Origin of the sequence: Nonomuraea sp. NPDC048892 (genome assembly GCF_040649735.1) — a bacterium.
GTDB classification, from domain to species: Bacteria; Actinomycetota; Actinomycetes; order Streptosporangiales; family Streptosporangiaceae; genus Nonomuraea; species Nonomuraea maheshkhaliensis.
This window is the reverse complement of record NZ_JBEZFZ010000012.1, coordinates 154,871-173,032: the sequence shown is the minus strand read 5'-3', so window position 1 is coordinate 173,032 and position 18,162 is coordinate 154,871. Positions and strand designations below refer to the sequence as shown.

Here is an 18,162-nt window from a genome sequence, read left to right as displayed (position 1 = left end):
GCAGCTCAGGCCATAGATTCTGCCTCCTGAGGTCGCGACTCGCGGTCTAAAGTCAGTCAGTACGCGATAGAGAGCGTCGTCTGGGCAGCAGGGGGCAATTCGGCATGACCGCACCGCTAGACGTTTCCGGTTCCGCCGCAGAAGCGCATCCGGAGTCGGTGCTCGCGGGAGCGGGCAAGGCCATCCAGGGCCGCTCGCTCACCCGGATCGCCTGGATGCGGCTGCGCCGCGACAAGGTCGCCCTCGGGGGCGGCCTCATCGTCGTGCTGCTCATCCTGGTGGCGATCTTCTCCGGGCCCATCATCGCCGCGTTCGGGCACCCGCCACTGGAGTTCCACCAGGACGCGATCGACCAGAGCACGCTCCTGCCCAAGGGCAGCTTCGGGGGGATGAGCAGCGAATACCTGCTCGGCGTCGAGCCGGTCAACGGCCGCGACATCTTCAGCCGGATCGTCGCGGGCGCGTGGATCTCGCTGCTGATCGGCTTCCTGGCCACGCTGCTCTCGGTGGTCATCGGCACCACCCTCGGCGTCGTCGCCGGCTACTTCGGCGGCTGGGTCGACCAGGTCATCGGCCGCCTCATGGACGTCTTCCTGGCCTTCCCGCTGCTGGTCTTCGCCATCGCGCTCGCGGGCGTCATCCCCGACAAGGGCTTCGGCCTCGAGGGCAACGGCCTGCGCATCGCGATGCTGATCTTCATCATCGGCTTCTTCAGCTGGCCCAGCATCGGCCGCATCGTCCGCGGCCAGACCCTGTCGCTGCGCGAACGCGAATTCGTCGACGCGGCCAAGAGCCTGGGCGCCCGCCACGGCTACATCCTCTTCCGCGAGGTGCTGCCCAACCTGCTGGCGCCGATCCTGGTCTATGCCACGTTGCTCATTCCGACGAATATCCTGTTCGAGGCGGCGCTCTCGTTCCTGGGCGTCGGCATCAACCCACCCACCCCGACCTGGGGAGGGATGCTCTCCGAGGCGGTCCGCTTCTACACGCTGCCCCACTTCGTGCTCTTCCCGGGTCTGGCGATCTTCATCACCGTCCTGGCCTTCAACGTGTTCGGCGACGGGCTGAGGGACGCCTTCGACCCGCGTGCACGCTGAACTTCGCTCAATCCCCCACCTCACTAATCAAGGGGTTAGTCAATGAGAAGGAAACACGCACTGGCAGGAGCCGCGACAGCGGTTCTCGCCCTGGTGCTCTCCGCCTGTGGCGGCGGTGGCGGTACGTCCCAGCAGCCCGCCCAGACGGCCGCCGGCGGCGGCGCGCAACCCGCGTTCAACGCCGGCCTGACGCAGGTGTTCAACCCGTCGACGAAGAAGGGCGGCACGCTCAAGGCCGCCCACTCGGCCGACTGGGACAGCCTCGACCCCGGCGACACCTACTACGGCTACTCGTTCAACTTCGGCCGCTTCTACTGGCGGACGCTGACGATGTACAAGCCGGGCCCCGGCCCCGAGGGCAACACCGTCATCCCCGACCTGGCCGAAGGCCTCGGCACGCCGAGCGACGACGGCAAGACCTGGACGTACAAGCTCAAGAGCGGCCTGAAGTACGAGGACGGCACTCCCATCACGGCCAAGGACGTCGCGTACGCGGTGGCCAGGTCGTACGACAAGGAGACCTTCCCGCACGGCCCCTCCTACCTCAACGAGCTGCTCGACTGGCCGAAGGACTTCAAGGGCGTCTACAAGTCCGCCGACGCGGACTACAAGTCGGCCGTCGAGGCGACCGACGACAGCACGGTCGTCTTCCACCTGAAGAAGCCGTTCGCGTCCATGGACTACATCGTGCAGATGCCGATGACGGCGCCGGTGCCGAAGGACAAGGACACGGGCGCGAAGTACAAGGAGAAGGTCCTCTCCTCGGGCCCGTACAAGTTCGAGACGAACGAGATCGGCAAGCGCTTCACGCTCGTCCGCAACGACCAGTGGGACCCGGCGACCGACCCCAACCGCCCGGCGCTGCCGGACCGGATCGAGGTCCAGCTCAACGTCAACGCCGACGACCTGGACAACCAGCTCATCTCCGGCGACATCGACCTCGACATCCCCGGCACCGGCCTGCAGCCGGCCGCCCTGGGCAAGGTCCTGCCGGACCCGGCGCTGAAGGCCCGCACGGACAACCCGACGATCCCCAGGCTCTGGTACGTCTCGGTCATCCCGGACAACCCGCCGCTTGACAACGTCGAGTGCCGCAAGGCCGTGATGTGGGCGGCCGACCGCGTCGCCAACCAGACCGCCTACGGAGGCCCGCTGGCCGGCGGCGACATCGCCACCAACGTCATGCCGCCGCCCATCGTCGGCCAGGAGAAGTTCGACCTGTACGCCACCCCCGAGAACAAGGGTGACGTCGAGAAGGCCAAGCAGGCGCTGACCGCCTGCGGCCAGCCCAACGGCTTCTCCACCACCATGGCCTTCCGCTCCGACCGGCCGCGCGAGAAGGCGCTGGCCGAGGCGATGCAGCAGGCCCTGGCCAAGGTCAACATCAAGGTCGAGCTCAAGGGCTTCCCCGGCTCCAGCTACTTCTCCGATTACGCGGGTAACACCGACTACGTCAAGAAGAACGGCATCGGCCTGGCCGGCCACGGCTGGGGCTCCGACTGGCCCGACGGATACGGCTTCATGCAGGCCATCGTCGACAGCCGGACCATCCGCAAGGCCGGCAACTACAACCTCAGTGTCAAGAACCCCGAGGTCGACAAGCTGATCGACCAGGCTTCGTCCGAGCTTGACGAGACGGCCCGCGCCAAGCTGTGGGTCGACGTCGACAAGAAGGTCATGGAGGACGCCTCCATCCTTCCGGTCGTGTGGGCCAAGTCGCTGCTCATGCGCGGCAAGCGTGTGACCAACGTCGCCTACAACGAGGGCCAGAGCATGTACGACTACGTCTTGCTCGGCGTCGAGTGACCAGGCGAGGTTCGGGGATCTAGCGAAGGCAGGTGAAGGCAGGAGTGGCCCGCCCGCCACTGCGGGCGGGCCACTCGGCCGGTAGCGGTGGTCACATACATCATCAGGCGTCTTATCGGCGCGTTCGCCATGCTGATAGTGATCAGCATGGTCACGTTCGGCATCTTCTTCGTCGTGCCGCAATGGGCCGGGGCGACACCCGAGGCCCTCGCGTCGCGTTACGTCGGCCGGGCGGCCACACCGGAGACGGTCCACCTGGTGGCCGAGCGGCTCGGCTTCAACGACCCGGTGGTCGTCCAGTACGGCAGGTTCGTCAAGGGCCTGTTCACCGGCGCCGAGTACGACTACGGCGCGGGCGTCGAGCAGTGCCCCGCACCCTGCTTCGGCTACTCCTTCATCAGCGGGCAACCCGTCTGGCCCGACCTGGTCGACCGCCTGCCGGTGACCTTCTCCCTGGCCGTCGGGGCGGCGATCATCTGGGTGCTGGCCGGCGTCAGCGTGGGCGTGCTCTCCGCGCTGCGCAGAGGCAGCTTCTTCGACCGCCTGTCCATGGGCACGGCGCTCGCGGGCGTGTCACTGCCGATCTTCTTCACCGGCATGATCTCGCTGGTCGTCTTCAGCTACGGCCTCGGCTGGACACCACCGGGCGGCGCGTGGACCGACTTCACCGTCAACCCGGCGCAATGGGCGTTCAACCTGCTGCTGCCGTGGATCACGCTGGCGTTCCTGTTCGCCGCCGGATACGCGCGCCTGACCCGCGCCGGGATGCTGGAGACGATGGGCGAGGACTACATCCGCACCGCCAGGGCCAAGGGCCTGCGGGAGGGCCGGGTCGTGGTCAAGCACGGCCTGCGCGCCGCGCTCACCCCCATCCTGACCCTGTTCGGCATCGACTTCGGCCTGCTCATCGGCGGCGCCGTCCTCACCGAGACCACCTATACTCTGCCCGGGCTCGGCCAGTTCGCCATCCTGGCCATCAGGAACCAGGACCTGCCCCAGGTGATGGGCGTGGTGCTGGTGGCCGCCGGCTTCGTGGTCGTCGCGAGCCTGATCGTCGACCTCCTGTACGCGGTGGTCGACCCGAGGGTGAGGTTGTCGTGAGCTTTCTTGACGTCAAGGATCTGAAGATCCACTTCCCGACGGACGATGGTCTCGTCAAGTCCGTCGACGGGCTGTCGTTCGCCGTCGAACGCGGCAAGACCCTCGGCATCGTGGGCGAGTCGGGCTCCGGCAAGAGCGTGACCAGCCTCGGCGTGCTGGGCCTGCACAAGGGCGGCCGCGCCAGGATCAGCGGCGAGATCTGGCTCGACGGCGAGGAGCTCAACGGCGCCAGCGCCGAGCACGTCCGCCGGCTGCGCGGCAAGAAGATGGCGATGATCTTCCAGGATCCGCTGTCGTCGATGCACCCCTACTACACGGTCGGCCACCAGATCATGGAGGCCTACCGGATCCACAACGACGTCTCCAAGCAGGTGGCCCGCAAACACGCCATCGACATGCTCGGCCGCGTCGGCATCCCCGAGCCCGCCGGCCGGGTCGACAGCTACCCGCACGAGTTCTCCGGCGGCATGCGCCAGCGCGCCATGATCGCCATGGCGCTCTCCTGCGACCCCGAGCTGCTCATCGCCGACGAGCCGACCACCGCCCTCGACGTGACCGTGCAGGCCCAGATCCTCGATCTCATGCGCGACCTGCAGCGCGAGTTCAACTCCGCGCTGATCGTCATCACCCACGACCTCGGCGTGGTGGCCGAGCTGTCCGACGACATCCTCGTCATGTACGGCGGCAAGTGCGTCGAATACGGCACCGCCGACGACATCTTCTACCGGCCGGAGCACCCCTACACCTGGGGGTTGCTGGGCTCCATGCCCCGCCTCGACCGCGAGCCCACCGAACGGCTGCTGCCGATCAAGGGCTCACCGCCGTCCCTGATCAACGTGCCGCCCGGCTGCGCCTTCCACCCCCGCTGCCCGTACGCCGAGCACACGGGCGGCAAGGCCCTCACCGAGGTGCCCGCCCTCGCCGAGACCGAGGGAGGCCACCTGGTGCGCTGCCACATGAGCAGGAGCGAGCGGCAAGGCCTATGGGAGAACGAGATCAAGCCAGTGCTGGAGATCCAGTGAGCGAGAATGAGCCGCTTCTGTCCGTGCAGAACATGGAGAAGCACTTCCCGGTGACCAAGGGCCTGCTCAAAAGGCAGGTCGGCGCCGTCAAGGCCGTCGACGGGATCAGCTTCGAGGTGTTCAAGGGCGAGACGCTCGGCCTGGTGGGCGAGTCGGGCTGCGGCAAGTCCACCACGGGACGGCTGGTCACCAGGCTGCTCGAACCCACGGCCGGCAAGGTCGTCTTCGAGGGTCAGGACATCACGCACATGAGCCAGGGCCGGCTCCGGCCGCTCCGGCGCGACATGCAGATGATCTTCCAGGACCCCTACTCGTCGCTCAACCCCCGCCACACGGTGGGCGCCATCGTCGGCGCGCCCTTCCGCATCCAGGGCGTCAAGACCGAGCACGGTGTCAAGAAGGCCGTCCAGGACATCCTGGAGATGGTCGGGCTCAACCCCGAGCACTACAACCGCTACCCGCACGAGTTCTCCGGCGGGCAGCGGCAGCGCATCGGCATCGCCCGCACCCTCGCGCTCAAGCCCAAGCTGATCATCGCCGACGAGCCGGTCTCCGCGCTCGACGTGTCGATCCAAGCCCAGGTCGTCAACCTGCTCGAAGACCTGCAGAACGAACTGGACCTGACCTACGTCGTGATCGCCCACGACCTGTCGGTGGTGCGGCACATCAGCGACCGGGTCGCGGTCATGTACCTCGGCAAGATCGTCGAGGTCGCCGACCGCAAGCAGCTCTACACCGCGCCCATGCACCCCTACACCAACGCGCTGCTGTCGGCCGTGCCCGTGCCCGACCCGAAGGTGCGCAAGGACCGCGAGCGCATCCGGCTGACCGGCGACGTGCCCAGCCCGCTCAACCCGCCGCCCGCCTGCCGCTTCCACACCCGCTGCTGGAAGGCGCAGGAGGTCTGCAGGACGGTCGAGCCGCCGCTGGCGGAGCTGGCCAGCGGCCACCAGGTGGCCTGCCACTTCCCGGAGAACGTCACCGAGCCGGCGGCCCCCGAGGCCCCGGCCAAGGCCGGCTGACCCACCACGTCTCACGCCGCGGCCCCACCCCCTCGGTGGTGGGGCCCGTGCGCGAGCGGGGCTCGCGGGCGTGATCAGGAGATGGCGTCGTCTGGCGTGATCAGGAGATGGCGCCGGGGGTGATCAGCCCTGTCTCGTACGCCAGCACCACCGCCTGCACGCGGTCCCGCAGCCCCAGCTTGGTCAGCACGTTGCCCACGTGCGTCTTCACCGTCGTCTCGCTCACCACGAGCTTGGCCGCGATCTCCGCGTTGGACATGCCCTTGGCGATCAGCCGCAGCACCTCCAGCTCCCGCTCCGTCAGCCGGTCGAGCCGCGCGGGAGCGGCCTGCTCGTACGCCGACGGCAGCCGCGCCGCGAACCGGTCCAGCAGCCGCCGGGTCACGCTCGGCGCCACGATCGCGTCACCCGCCGCCACCACCCGGATGGCCTGCACCAGCTCGTCCGGCGGCACGTCCTTCAGCAGGAACCCCGACGCGCCCGAGCGCAGCGCCTCCACGATGTACTCGTCCAGGTCGAACGTGGTCAGCACCAGCACCTTCGGCACGTGCGCCGCCGGCGCCGCCTCCCGCACGATCCTGCGGGTCGCCTCGATGCCGTCGACCCCGGGCATCCGGATGTCCATCAGCACCACGTCGGGCAGGAGCGCCCTGGTCTGCTCCTGAGCGTCCTTGCCGTCGCCCGCCTGCCCCACCACCGTGATGTCGGGCTCGGCCTCGAGGATCAGGCGGAAGCCGGTGCGCAGCAGCGGCTGGTCGTCCACCAGCAGCACTCTGATCGTCATTGTCCGTCCTTCAAGGGGAACCTCGCCCGCACCTCGAAACCGCCCCCCGGTAGCGGACCGATGCTGAGGATTCCACCATAGAGGGCAACGCGCTCGCGAATGCCCACCAAACCATGCCCTGACGGCAGCGACATGTCTCTGTCCTTGCTGCTGCCGCCCTTGGGGTCGCCGCCGTTGCCGTCGTCCCGTACCTCGACGTCCAGCTCGCCCGGATCGTGGCGTACGGTCACCACCGCCTTCACCCCCGCCCCCGCGTGCCGCAGGCTGTTGGTCAGCCCCTCCTGGACCAGCCGGTAGGCGGCCAGGTCCACCCCGGCGGGCAGCGGCATCGGCTCGCCCTCCACCCGCAGCGACGTGGGCAGCCCCGCCTCCCGCATCTGCTCCACCAGCGACGGCAGATCCCGCACGCCCGGCTGCGGGCCCAGCTCCGCGCGCGCGTCCGTGCGCAGCACGCCCACGATGTTGCGCATCTCCGTCATCGCCAGCCGGCCCGTGTGCTCGATCGCCGACAGCGCCTCACGGGCCAGGTCGGGGTCGGCGGCCAGCACCCGCCGGGCCGCCGCGGCCTGCACGGTCATCACGCTGACGTGGTGGGCCACCACGTCGTGCAGCTCGCGGGCGATTCGCGAGCGCTCCTCGGCCCGCGCCGCCCTGGTGTCGGCCGCGTGCGCCCGCTCCAGCCTGGCCGCCCGGTCCTTCAGCTCCTCCAGGTACGCCCGCCGCAGCCGCAGGCTGCGGCCCGCCCCCCACACCGCCACCAGGACCACCGCGAAGACCACGTGCTCGTTCGGCCCGGACACCCTGATCGGGCCCGCCACCGCGCCGACCGCGTAGGTCGTCACCGCCAGCAGCAGCGCGCCCAGCGCCACCGCCAGCCCCCGGTGGGAGGCCACAGAATAGAGCAGCACCATGCCGGACAGCGCGGACACGCCCGTGCCGTAACCGGTCAGGTCGAGCAGCGCCTCCGGCACCAGCCCCGCGCACAGCGCCGCCAGCGGCCAGCGGCGGCGCACGGCCACCGGCGCGCACGCCAGCACCACCAGCAGTGTGCCGAACGGGTCGGGCGCGCGCACGCCGTCGGCCGGCAGCCCCTCGGCCTGGAGCCGGGCGGGCCCGTAGAGCACGAACTGCGCCACGGAGGCCGCGGCCACCACCCCGGCGAGAACCGTGTCGTGGAGCCTGCTCCGATCTATGCGCACCGCTTCACTGTAAGACCAGGTGAAAGCCCGGAACCTCCTCCCACGGGAGGATAAGCGTGATCCGTGCAGCCTGGCCCGCTGTCCGTTCGCGGGCCGTCCGGCCGTCCGTGACGGGCGGTCAGAGCTCGTCGGTCGCGGCGCGGCGGCTGCTGCGTACGGTGTCGCCCGGCTGCCGGTCGGGCACCGGCGGCGGGGTGCCGCCGAACTCCGGGCACAGCGCCTGGTGATCGCACCAGTCGCACAGCCGGCTCCTGCGCGCCCGCCACTCGCCCGACTCCAGCGCCCGCTCGATCGCCGCCCACAACGCCATCACCTTGCGCTCGGTGGCCAGCAGGTCGGCCTCGTCGGGAGCGTAGCGCAGCACCTCGCCCCGGCCGCCCAGATAGACCAGCTGCAGCAGCCGCGGGACCTGCCCGCGCAGCCGCCACAGCACCAGCGCGTAGAACTTCATCTGAAACAGCGCCTTGGCCTCGAAGTCGGGCCCGGGCGCGCTGCCCGTCTTGTAGTCGACCACACGGACCTCGCCGGTCGGCGCGACGTCGATCCGGTCGACGTAGCCGCGCAGCATCAGCCCGCCGTCGAGCACCGCCTCCACATAGAGCTCCCGCTCGGCCGGTTCCAGCCGGGTCGGATCCTCCAGCGTGAAGTAGCGCTCCAGCATGCCGCGCGCCTGATCCAGCCACTCCGCCTGCTCGGCCGCGTCGGCGAACATCTGCGCGTAGTGCGGCTCCTCGGCCAGTAAACGCTGCCACTGCGGCTCCAGCAGCTCCAGCGCCGCCGGAATCGAACGGCGGGGCGCGGGCAGGTCGTAGAGGCGCTCCAGGACCGCGTGGACCACCGTGCCACGCACTGCCGCCTGCGAGGGCTTCTCAGGCAACCGGTCGATCACCCGGAAGCGGTAGAGCAGCGGACATGTCATGAAGTCGCCCGCCCGGGACGGGGAGAGAGCTCCGATGATCACCGGTTCGGTCAACGTCATGCACCGCACTCTAGGTCAAGAGCCCGACAGAATAACGCCCGCGGGACGAGGATCACCTGATCCGGCGCGTAGCATCAAGGCAGCAACAGCATGTAAATGGACGTTCAAGGAGTGCGGTGAGCGAGCAGAGCCCGCGACAGGAGTTCTCCGGCATCCGGATGGGGAGGCCGTTCGGCATTCCGGTCTACGTCTCCTGGACGTGGTTCCTGGTGGCGGCGTTCATCACCGTCATGTTCGGGCCCCAGATGCGGCAGATGCTGCCCCACCTCGGCGAGTTCGCCGCGTACGGGGTCGCGTTCCTGTTCGCGGTGCTGCTGTACGTCTCGGTGCTGCTGCACGAGCTGGCCCACAGCGTCCTGGCCAAGTCCTACGGCCTGCCGGTCCGCCGGATCACCCTCTACCTCCTCGGCGGCGTCTCGGAGATCGAGAAGGAGCCGCCGACGCCGGGCAAGGAGTTCATGGTCGCCGCCGCCGGCCCCGCGCTCTCGCTGGGGCTGGCCGGCATCGGCCTGGCCGCCGACGTCTGGGTGATCAACGACGGGGGCATTCTCGAAGTGCTCACCTGGCAGCTATGGTTCGCCAACCTCATCGTCGGCGTGTTCAACCTGCTGCCGGGGCTGCCGCTCGACGGCGGCAGGATGTTGCGCGCCGGCGTCTGGAAGCTCTCCGGCAACCCCGGCTCCGGCACCATCGTGGCGGCCTGGGGCGGGCGGGTGCTGGCCGCGCTGCTGGTGATCTTCCCGGTCGCGACCGCGCTGACCGGCGGGCGCGACCTGGACTTCACCGACCTGGTGTGGCCGCTGGTGCTGGCCTCGTTCATCTGGATGGGCGCGAGCCAGTCGCTGCGCGTCGCCAAGATCCGCCAGCGTATCCCGCAGGTCAACGCGCGCGCCCTGGCCCGCAGGGCCATCCCGGTGACCGCCGAGACGCCGCTGGCCGAGGCGCTGCGGCAGGCCGGCGAGCAGCGGGCGGGCGCGATCGTCGTCGTCGACCACGAGGGCAGGCCCGTGGCCATCGTCAGCGAGGCCGCCGTCCAGGCCACCCCCGAGCACCGCCGCCCGTGGGTGAACGCCGGCGCCCTGGCCAAGTCGCTGGAGCCCGCCATGATGCTCGGGGCCGGCCTGGAGGGCGAGGCGCTCATCGACGCCATGCGCGAGGCGCCGGGCAGCGAATACCTGCTCATCGAGGACGGCGGCGAGATCTTCGGCGTGCTGGCGACGGCCGATGTGAACCGGGTTTTCACGGGCGTCTGATTTGTCCCACTCGTTTCTGCGGCGACCCATGGATAGGGTCGTGTCCAGCAGTTTCGGGCTCCGGGGCCGCCTCAGGCGATTTCAGCGATGCGACGACTGGCCGATAGTGTGCTGTTTGGCCATAACTTGCACAGTTAAGAGGTTTGTTGCGGTCCACGGTTCATCGAATCGAGACGGCGGGCCCGCGACACGGCCTCGCCGTCTGGGTATGCGTATGGCTGGTGGCCGGCACGGCAGTGCGGGTGCCGTAACATCGCCGGTTTCCGGGGAGGAGAGTTGAGTGACCGAGCGCAGCGAGGGCACCGATGAGCGCAGCACGGTCGTCATGAGGAGGGGCGCATGAGCGGCCAAGGCTTCGGAGTGGTGCGTCCGCTTCCTGGAAACGGGCTGGTCGCCTACGTGGGCGGGCTGCTGCTGGTGTGCGACCCGGCCGAGCCCGCCGCCGACGACCTGCTCGAGGCGCTGCGCGAGACGGCCGCCGCCGGCGGCGACGGCCGTGCCCTGGCCCGCAGGGCCGCCCAGGTGCTCGCCGCCAACATGGCCGGCGACCCCACCACGTGCGCGGTCGCCGGGCCCGTCGGCGACGGCGTCGCCGTCCTGGTCAGCGGCTCGGCCGCGGCCACCATCGGCACCGTCGCCGGCGAGACGCGGCTGGCCGGCAGCGACTCCCTGACATGGGCCGACCGCCTCGTCACCAGCACCGTCGAACGCGTCGAGCTCAGCCTGCCCGGCGCCGGCAGCCCGCACCCCGCGGTCCGCTTCGAAGGCGGCATCGTCCACGGCGGCGGCCTCGTCGGCGACCTCACCGACCAGCCCGCGGCCCCCGCCGCCCCGGCCCCGTCCAGGCCGCTCACCAGCGAGATGCCCGCCACCGCCTTCCACCTCGAAGCCGACCTGATCCAGCCGCCGGCGCAGCAGCCCGTCGAACGGCCCCCCTACCCCCTCGCCGACCAGCCGCCGATCCAGGCCGGGCCGCCCTCAGGCCCCCAGCCCGCGTCCCCGGCCGTCGAGCAGCCCCAATATCAGCCCCCGGAGCAGCCGCCCTACTTCCCGCCGCAGGAGCCCGCCTACCAGCCTCCCGAGCAGTCGCCGTTCCAGGCACCGCACGAGCCGCCGTACCAGCAGGAGCCGGCCTTCCACCAGGAGGCCCCCTACCAGCAGGAGCAGCCGCCCCCGCTGCCCGAGCCGCAGCAGTTCCCCTCCTACGACGAGCCGCCGCCCTCCGGCAACGGCGCCGGCGACCAGCAGGTCCCGCAGCACCTCGGCCCGCCCGACCACTTCGACCAGCCCGCACCGCCCCCGCTCGGCCCGCCCGACCACTTCGACCCGGGCCCCCCGCAGCAGGAGCAGCAGCAGGCCGACCACGGCGACCGCCCGCTCGTCTACGGCGTCGACTGCAAGAACGACCACTTCAACGACCCCCGCGTCCCCTACTGCGCCGTCTGCGGCATCGCCCTCGTGCAGCGCACCCTCGTCCCCTACAAGGGCCCGCGCCCCTCGCTCGGTGTCCTCATCCTCGACGACGGCACGGCCCTGCCCCTGGAGAGCGACTACCTGCTCGGCCGCGACCCGGAGCGCGCCCCCGAGGTGGCCGGCGGCAACGCCAGGCCCGCCAAGGTGACCAGCCCCGACGGCTCGGTCTCCCGCCGCCACCTGCGGGTGGCGCTCGACGGCTGGGACGTCAACCTGGTCGACCTCGGTTCGGTGAACGGCACCCAGATCCAGCCGCCCGGCGACCCCAACTTCTACGACATCCCACCGAACGAGCCCGTCACGATCGCCCCGGGGACCACGGTGCGCGTGGGGGTGTCCCGGACACTGCGCTTCGAGGCGCATCGGGGGTAGGCGGGGGAGCCGCTGCCTTGACGCCCGCGTACCGGATGATCGCCGGGGCGCGGGCGTTCTGCCGGAGGGCCGGTCCGGCCGCTCCGCTCCTCGGCCGGCCCCACTTCTCGACTGGCTCCGCCCTTGATCGGCCCCACCCTTGGCCGGCTCGCCCTTTGGCCGGCCTCGCCTCTTGCCCGCGCAGTTGAGCCGGGGGCGGTGTCGAGAAGAGGGTGGTGTCGAGCGGGGGCGCGCGGTCGATCAAAGGATGGCGGAGGTCGGATCGGCGGAGGGTGTCAGGAACTCACGGGCGCCACGCAGACGGGTCCCGAGCCGCCCTTGTGTCGCCGAGCAGTCCAGCCGCACCTCCACCGGCCCGGCCACCCCGGCGTTCGCCCGGCGGCCGGTCGACAGACGCGTCTCGTCAAGGCCGTCACGGCGGGCGATGAGCACCCCCATCTCATACCGGCTCACCGCATCGGAACCCGCCACGTGCTGGACGCCGGAGTATCCCCGTACCGCCAGCTCCAGGAGCGCCGCCGCCAGGTCGGAGACGTGCACCGGGCACCGTACGTCATCCGTGAACAGCACACCCGTGCGGGACCCCGAGGCCAGCGCGTGCACCAGCGCCTCGTGCGCCGACTCGCCGCGTCCGACGATCAGCGACGTCCTGGCGATGGCGGCATCCGGCAGCACGGCCCTGACGGCCGTCTCCGCCGCCGCCTTGGCCGCACCGTACGGGCTGACGGGGTCGGGGGAGCAGGACTCGTCGTACGAGAAGGCCCTGCCGGAGAAGACGGCGTCACTGGAGACGTGCACCAGGCGCCCACCCGCCGCCGCGACGGCCGCCGCCACGTGCGCGGCACCGTCGGCCGTGATCGTCCACTCGGCCTGCCGGTACGCGGCGTTGATCGTCACCTCGGGCCCGAACGCCCCCACCACGCCGGCGACGCCGGCCCGCGACCGCACGTCCACCCGCAGCCACTCGGCACCCGTTCCCGCTGCCTTCGCGCCGGTCCCGGACAGGTAGGTCGCGCCCACCTCATGACCGGCGGCGGCGCACAACCGTACGAGCTCGCGGCCCAGGAACCCGCTCCCGCCGACGATGAGCACTCTCACGAACGGCCACGCTACTCCACACGGACATGCACCCATTGATCGGACAAAGCATCCCGCCTCGCCTCGTCTCACCTTGCCCCGCCTCGTGCCAGCTCGCCCCGCCCCGGGACCGACGTCGGGACCCGCACTGAAAGGGGCACCGACACGGCGACCGGGACCGGACCCGCACCGAAAGTGGTGGCGGGACCGAGACCGGGGGAGCTTCACGTCCTGACCTGTGACCGGGCAGGGCGTTGACGTGCCACCGTTGACGAGACAAGGCGTAGACGCCTGACTCTGATCGACCTCGGTCGACTCGGCTACAAAGAAGCCCCCGCTCCCCACCCACCGCCTCCCGCGCGGGCAGGGCGCTCACGTGCTACCCGTGACCGGGGAGGGCGTAGATGTGGTCACGCTGAGCGGGCAGGGCGTAGATGTGCTGACTGACCTGATCGGATATGGCGTTCACGGTCTTACCCGCAATGGGGGCGCCACTCCGGTGCGGAGCCGGCTCGCAGTGCCTCCGCCTGTGCTCCTGCTTCGGCCGCGAAGAGCCCGAGCCCCGCGGCGGCGAAGTCGGCGGCCACCGCCGTCAGCGCATCCGCGTCACCCCTGGCCAGGGCGTGGGCGTGGCGCAGCGCCAGTCGTACCCGCAGGCCGTCGTGTGTCGCCGCGAGCGCGCCCAGCCGGGGGAGCGCGCTGGCGGGTGCGCCCAGGCGAACGGCGTCGTGCAACGCCACCGCCTCGAACGACGACGGCCCGCCATCACGGCACTCCTCCGCATGGGCCAGCGCCAGCTCCACGGCCCGCGCCCGCCATCCCGCCGCGGCCTGCGTCCACGCCTCTGCCAGGGCCACCCAGTGCTGGAGCGCGGTCCATGTGACCGGCGCCCTCGCCGCGTCCAGTGGCACACGCGCCTCCGCGCCCAACGGCGGCTGGGCCCCCGTGACGTCCAGTGACTCCTGCGCTTCTGTCGCGCCCAGGGTTGCCTGCGCGCCTATCGCGTCTACCGATGCCCGTGTTTCTGTCATGTCCAGCGACGCCCGGGCTCCCGCCGCGTCCCCGCGCAGGGCCTGTGCCATCGCGTACGCCGCCCTGCGTTCGGCGGCGGCCAGTGGCGTCTCATGCCTGACCGGAGCCCGTAGGAGGAACAGCGCCGCTCCCAGCTCGCCCCTCAGCACCGCCAGCCGCCCCCGGGCCAGTACCTGCTCGCTCGTGCCCGGCCAGCCGGGTCCCATGGAGGCGATCGCCCGTTCGACGGCCATCAGGTCGCCGGTGAACCATCCGCACAGTGCCCACGTCATGTGAGCCGACGTCCACGGGGGCGCGGGATCTTCCCCGGTGAGAGCGCTGGTGGCGCGCGCAGGCACCCGCGTGTGCTGTGAAGAGCCGTGGGTGAGGCCCGGCTCCTGCGGTCTCGGCGGGTTCTGGGGCTTCTCGGCTTGCACGGCGGGCAGGACGTCACGAAGCACCGCCACCGCTTCGTTGGTCCACCCCCAGTGGCACAAGGCCAGTGCCAGCGCCAGAGACACGCGGTCGTCGGCTGGCCGGGCGATGGCCCCGGTTGTGTGGTCTCGTGCGGTCGGTTCGGTGGTCAGGCGGGTGTGATCGTCCGCTCGCGGTGCGAGGGGATCGGCGGCGGGGGAGTGGTGGTGGTTGGCGAGTGACGTGGTCGGTCCGGAGGTCTGAGGCCGATGTGCGCCCTGTGGGGGCAGGGCTTTCGCACGGGGTGGGTTCGGGTTCGACGAGATATGCTCCACGGCCCTGAGCGCCTCGTCGGGGCGCGCCGCCTCCGCCAGCAGCCTCGCCCTCTCCATGGCCAGCTCATGCCGGAGCGCCGCACGTTCCAGGCCCGGTAGCCATCCTGGGGTCGCGCGGTCGGCCTCCGTCCCGTCTGGCGGTCCCATCTGCTGGGTGGCCGGTCGGTGGAGTGGACTGCCCGGGTCGGGGTTCGTCTCGTCAGGTAGGTCTGTCCGGTGAGAGTTCGTCTCATCAGGCACGTCTGTTCGGTCGGGTGCATCTGTCCGGTCGAAATTCGACACGTCGGGTGGTTCTGTCCGGTCGGTGGGCGGGTGGTGGGGCTTGGCTGCTCGGTCGAGGGTCGTCTCGTCTTGAGGGCGTGGTTGTTGGGTGGCCGGGACGTGACCCGGAGACGTCCTCGCTGGGTCCGTGTCGGGGGTTGGTTCCGGGTCGCGCAGTTCCTTGCGTGTGGTGGCCAGTAGGTCGAGGGCGTCGCCGAGTCGGTCGAGTCCCCAGGCCAAGGTTCGGGCTCTGGCCAGGGTCAGGCGTACCCGCTGCTGGTCATCGCCTCGTGCGTGGCACGCGTCCTCCGCTGCGGTGAGCACCGCGAGAGCCTGGTCCGGTCGTCCGGCTCCGTTCAGGGCGGTCGCCAGCCCGATCGCCGCGCCCGCGCCTCCGCCTTCGCGCATCGCGGCTCGCCCGAGCCGGATGGCCGACGCGTGATCGTGTACGGCCTCCGCCAGCTTGCACGCCCCCACCAGCGTTCCGGCGTCCGCCCGCAGCCCGCCCGCCAGCCGCCACGCCGCGACCCGGGCAGCGTCGCAGTGCCTGCGGGCTTCGGCGGCTTCCGGTGAGGCTTTGACCGGTGCACCCGATGTGGGGGCACTCAAGGTCGCCCCTGGGGTGGTGCCCGAGGTCGTCTCCTCGGTGGGCTCCGGGGTCGCTTCCGGGGTTGCCTTCAGGTTCGCCTCTGGCGCCGTCGCCAAGGTCGCTTCCGAGGCCGCCCTCATGGTGGCGCTCATCGTCGTCTCTGCGGAGGGCTCTACAGGGGTCCCAGCCGCGGCCCGTGCCGTGAACTGCCCTCTGTGCGTCACCCCGGCCCCGGTCGCGGTTTCCGCTGTGGACTTCATTTCGGACTCCACCGCGGCGACGAGGTCGGCATACCGCTGGGTACGGCGCTCTGCGGGGCATCGGTCGCGGGCCGCCTCCCCGTACAGGGGGTGAGCCGGCCGCGCCACCTCCCCGCGCCATTCGCGCGTCACCTCGACCACCCCGAACTCCAGCGCCTCCAGCACGGCCGCCTCCGAGCACAGGCCCGCCAGCGTCCCCACCTCGACGGGCTCCCCGAACGTCGCGTACTCCAGCACCGAGGCCGCGCCCTCCGGCAACGATCCCACCCGGTGGTTCACGAGGTCGGCCGCCCCGCGCGCCGGCGGCGGGTCACCGGACAACCGCCACACCCCGCCCGCGTGCTGGAGCGATCGAGAGGCTCGCATGGCGTGCATCAGTTCGCGCAGCCACAGCGCGTTCCCGCCGGTGAGCTCCGTCAGCGTGGACACGGTGGTGTCGTCGGCGGGTCCGCCGAGCGCCGTCGCCAGCACGGCCGACACGTCCGCCTTGCCGAGCGGGTCCACGTCGAACCGTCTGAGCCGTCCGTCCCGCCACAGCTCCACGACGGGGCCGCCGGCGTTCGCCTCCGAGCACACGGTCGCGATCAGGCGGATCCGGCCGGCGCGTACGAGGGCGGCCAAGACCTCGGCCGAGTGGCTGTCCAGCAGGTGGGCGTCGTCCACGAGAGTCAGGACTTCGAGGCCGGGGGAGCACCGGCACCCTCCGCACTCCCCGCCGCAATGCCCGGTTCCTCCGCCACACGCCGTTGCTCCGCCACGAGAAGTTCCCCCGCATCCGCAGGACGCGCCACCCCCGCCGCACCCCGAGCCGGTCCCGTACGCGGGCAGTGGCGAGCCGCCCGGTACGTCGCGCAGCGCCCGGGACGCCCTGACCGTGAACGCGCCCCCGAGCCGCCCCGCCAGCCGTCCCGCGAGCGCGCTCTTGCCCACCCCCGGCGGCCCCGTGACGAGCACCCCCTGAGCGGTCGGGTCGCGGGTGAGGCGGAGCAGGTGCCCGAGCTCCTGCTCCCTCCCGGCGAACGGCCAGCTGGTCCCCATAATGCGAGGTTACGCCGCCGACAAAGAAGATGATCATCTATTTCCCCGTTTATGACTCATCCGGGGATAAAGGCGACAACCTCGTTGAGCTGAGGCCCGCCGGAGCCGTCCTGTCAGGGCCTTCGTCAAGGGCCGAGGGAGGGGTGGGGGAGCGACGGCGAAGGCGGGATCGGCGGCAGGGTAGGGGGTGCGGGCGCGGCAGGAAGCGGGATGTGAAGGTCGTATTACGCTTTCTCATGAAATATCGGAATTATCTTGGTTAACCCGGTAAATGGGGAAAATTCTTCGGAAAAGAAACGCCCCCAGCCCCGAAGGAACACCGCGAAACACACCCGATACCGGTCATCCCTATTCCCGCGATCCGGCCGTACGCAAAAAAACACCTCAGTGCTGCGCCGCCCGGAAAGCCCGCACCCCGCGCAACAACCGCACCGCCGCCTCCATCCCGCAGGCCGCCTCCATCGCCCGCCCCGCCGCCGTGGCGAACCGGCCCAGCAGGTGCTCGTCCCCGTCGCAGAACCCCCGCCCCGCGACCCACACGAACGTGTGGTCACGCGCCACCACGGGCACCGGCGTGGCCAGGAAGCCCGGCTCGCCCACCGACACGTCCCGCGCCAGCCGCAGCGCCCCCGACGACGTCGCCAGCTCCTTCATCACCCCCGACTCGGCCAGCCACCGCCGCAGCGGATCGCCGGCCGGGGCGTGCACGTGGACGCAGCTCGCCTCCTGGCGCAGGACGTCCACCCGGACGAACCCCGCGTAAGGGGTGCCGGCCACGGCCGCGGCGGCACGCGCGAGCCGGTCGATCAGGTCGCCGGCCTCCGGGCAGGAGAACGAGGTGATGAGATCACGCATGGCGACATCGAGGCGGTTGTATGGCATGGCGATGATCCCTCGGAGCGGAGGGAGGCGAGATCGCGCAGCCCGATCACGCGACGCTCACCTGCGGGTGCCCTGACTATCGCCCCCGCCGCCGCCCTTGACTACCCCCCAACAGGAAATCAGGATTTTTGCGCGTTCCGGGCGGCCGCAGGGGCCGCGCCGCAACGCCGGCACCGCCCCGTACCGG

Annotated in this window: 13 protein-coding genes; 7 read left to right on the top strand and 6 right to left on the bottom strand. The window is 70.9% G+C overall.

Features of this window, described 5'->3' with window-relative positions; translation table 11 throughout:
* Positions 1 to 104 precede the first annotated feature (104 nt).
* The 5 genes from AB0C28_RS33625 to AB0C28_RS33605 all read left to right on the top strand — a co-directional run bounded on the left by AB0C28_RS33625 (position 105) and on the right by AB0C28_RS33605 (position 6,048).
* A complete protein-coding gene (locus tag AB0C28_RS33625) occupies positions 105 to 1,097 on the top strand; it encodes an ABC transporter permease (RefSeq protein ID WP_358079971.1) in 993 nt (330 codons plus the stop codon).
* Between the two features lie 42 nt (positions 1,098 to 1,139).
* Positions 1,140 to 2,903: an ABC transporter substrate-binding protein gene (locus AB0C28_RS33620; protein WP_357853963.1), complete on the top strand. Its 1,764-nt coding sequence runs from the start codon at positions 1,140 to 1,142 to the stop codon at positions 2,901 to 2,903.
* Between the two features lie 87 nt (positions 2,904 to 2,990).
* A complete protein-coding gene (locus AB0C28_RS33615) occupies positions 2,991 to 4,004 on the top strand; it encodes an ABC transporter permease (protein WP_357853960.1) in 1,014 nt (337 codons plus the stop codon).
* Positions 4,001 to 5,026 carry an ABC transporter ATP-binding protein gene (locus AB0C28_RS33610; protein WP_357853957.1) on the top strand — a complete coding sequence of 342 codons (1,026 nt, stop codon included), beginning with the start codon at positions 4,001 to 4,003 and terminating at the stop codon, positions 5,024 to 5,026. The genes AB0C28_RS33615 and AB0C28_RS33610 overlap by 4 nt, the downstream gene beginning before the upstream one ends.
* Entirely contained in the window at positions 4,987 to 6,048 is a 1,062-nt protein-coding gene (locus AB0C28_RS33605; RefSeq protein ID WP_357853954.1) for a dipeptide ABC transporter ATP-binding protein, read from the top strand. The genes AB0C28_RS33610 and AB0C28_RS33605 overlap by 40 nt, the downstream gene beginning before the upstream one ends.
* A gap of 100 nt (positions 6,049 to 6,148) precedes the next feature.
* Here the strand turns inward: AB0C28_RS33605 and AB0C28_RS33600 are convergent, their stop codons facing one another.
* The 3 genes from AB0C28_RS33600 to AB0C28_RS33590 all read right to left on the bottom strand — a co-directional run bounded on the left by AB0C28_RS33600 (position 6,149) and on the right by AB0C28_RS33590 (position 9,010).
* A complete protein-coding gene (locus tag AB0C28_RS33600; protein WP_106250117.1) occupies positions 6,149 to 6,832 on the bottom strand; it encodes a response regulator transcription factor in 684 nt (227 codons plus the stop codon).
* Entirely contained in the window at positions 6,829 to 8,031 is a 1,203-nt protein-coding gene (locus tag AB0C28_RS33595; protein ID WP_357853951.1) for a sensor histidine kinase, read from the bottom strand. Before AB0C28_RS33595 ends, AB0C28_RS33600 begins: the two co-directional genes overlap by 4 nt.
* A gap of 118 nt (positions 8,032 to 8,149) precedes the next feature.
* Complete coding sequence (locus AB0C28_RS33590) at positions 8,150 to 9,010, bottom strand: RecB family exonuclease (RefSeq protein WP_357853948.1); 861 nt, start codon at positions 9,008 to 9,010, stop codon at positions 8,150 to 8,152.
* 116 nt (positions 9,011 to 9,126) lie between these two features.
* On the opposite strand from AB0C28_RS33590, the gene AB0C28_RS33585 reads away from it, so the two are divergent.
* A complete protein-coding gene (locus AB0C28_RS33585; RefSeq protein WP_357853945.1) occupies positions 9,127 to 10,263 on the top strand; it encodes a site-2 protease family protein in 1,137 nt (378 codons plus the stop codon).
* Between the two features lie 339 nt (positions 10,264 to 10,602).
* Positions 10,603 to 12,108 carry an FHA domain-containing protein gene (locus AB0C28_RS33580; RefSeq protein ID WP_358079970.1) on the top strand — a complete coding sequence of 502 codons (1,506 nt, stop codon included), beginning with the start codon at positions 10,603 to 10,605 and terminating at the stop codon, positions 12,106 to 12,108.
* 240 nt (positions 12,109 to 12,348) lie between these two features.
* Here the strand turns inward: AB0C28_RS33580 and AB0C28_RS33575 are convergent, their stop codons facing one another.
* The 3 genes from AB0C28_RS33575 to AB0C28_RS33565 form a co-directional block, all read right to left on the bottom strand.
* A complete protein-coding gene (locus AB0C28_RS33575) occupies positions 12,349 to 13,206 on the bottom strand; it encodes a sugar nucleotide-binding protein (protein ID WP_357853939.1) in 858 nt (285 codons plus the stop codon).
* A 452-nt stretch (positions 13,207 to 13,658) separates the two neighbouring features.
* Complete coding sequence (locus AB0C28_RS33570; RefSeq protein ID WP_358079969.1) at positions 13,659 to 17,093, bottom strand: AAA family ATPase; 3,435 nt, start codon at positions 17,091 to 17,093, stop codon at positions 13,659 to 13,661.
* A 384-nt stretch (positions 17,094 to 17,477) separates the two neighbouring features.
* Entirely contained in the window at positions 17,478 to 17,975 is a 498-nt protein-coding gene (locus AB0C28_RS33565; RefSeq protein ID WP_357853933.1) for a hypothetical protein, read from the bottom strand.
* Positions 17,976 to 18,162: the final 187 nt, after the last annotated feature.

Excerpts from the sequence above, each read along its gene's own strand:
- AB0C28_RS33625 (WP_358079971.1), top strand. The coding sequence starts at position 105 with ATGACCGCACCGCTAGACGTTTCCGGTTCCGCCGCAGAAGCGCATCCG.
- AB0C28_RS33620 (WP_357853963.1), top strand. The coding sequence starts at position 1,140 with ATGAGAAGGAAACACGCACTGGCAGGAGCCGCGACAGCGGTTCTCGCC.
- AB0C28_RS33605 (WP_357853954.1), top strand. The coding sequence starts at position 4,987 with ATGGGAGAACGAGATCAAGCCAGTGCTGGAGATCCAGTGAGCGAGAAT.
- AB0C28_RS33600 (WP_106250117.1), bottom strand. The coding sequence starts at position 6,832 with ATGACGATCAGAGTGCTGCTGGTGGACGACCAGCCGCTGCTGCGCACC.
- AB0C28_RS33590 (WP_357853948.1), bottom strand. The coding sequence starts at position 9,010 with ATGACGTTGACCGAACCGGTGATCATCGGAGCTCTCTCCCCGTCCCGG.
- AB0C28_RS33580 (WP_358079970.1), top strand. The coding sequence starts at position 10,603 with ATGAGCGGCCAAGGCTTCGGAGTGGTGCGTCCGCTTCCTGGAAACGGG.
- AB0C28_RS33570 (WP_358079969.1), bottom strand. The coding sequence starts at position 17,093 with ATGGGGACCAGCTGGCCGTTCGCCGGGAGGGAGCAGGAGCTCGGGCAC.
- AB0C28_RS33565 (WP_357853933.1), bottom strand. The coding sequence starts at position 17,975 with ATGCCATACAACCGCCTCGATGTCGCCATGCGTGATCTCATCACCTCG.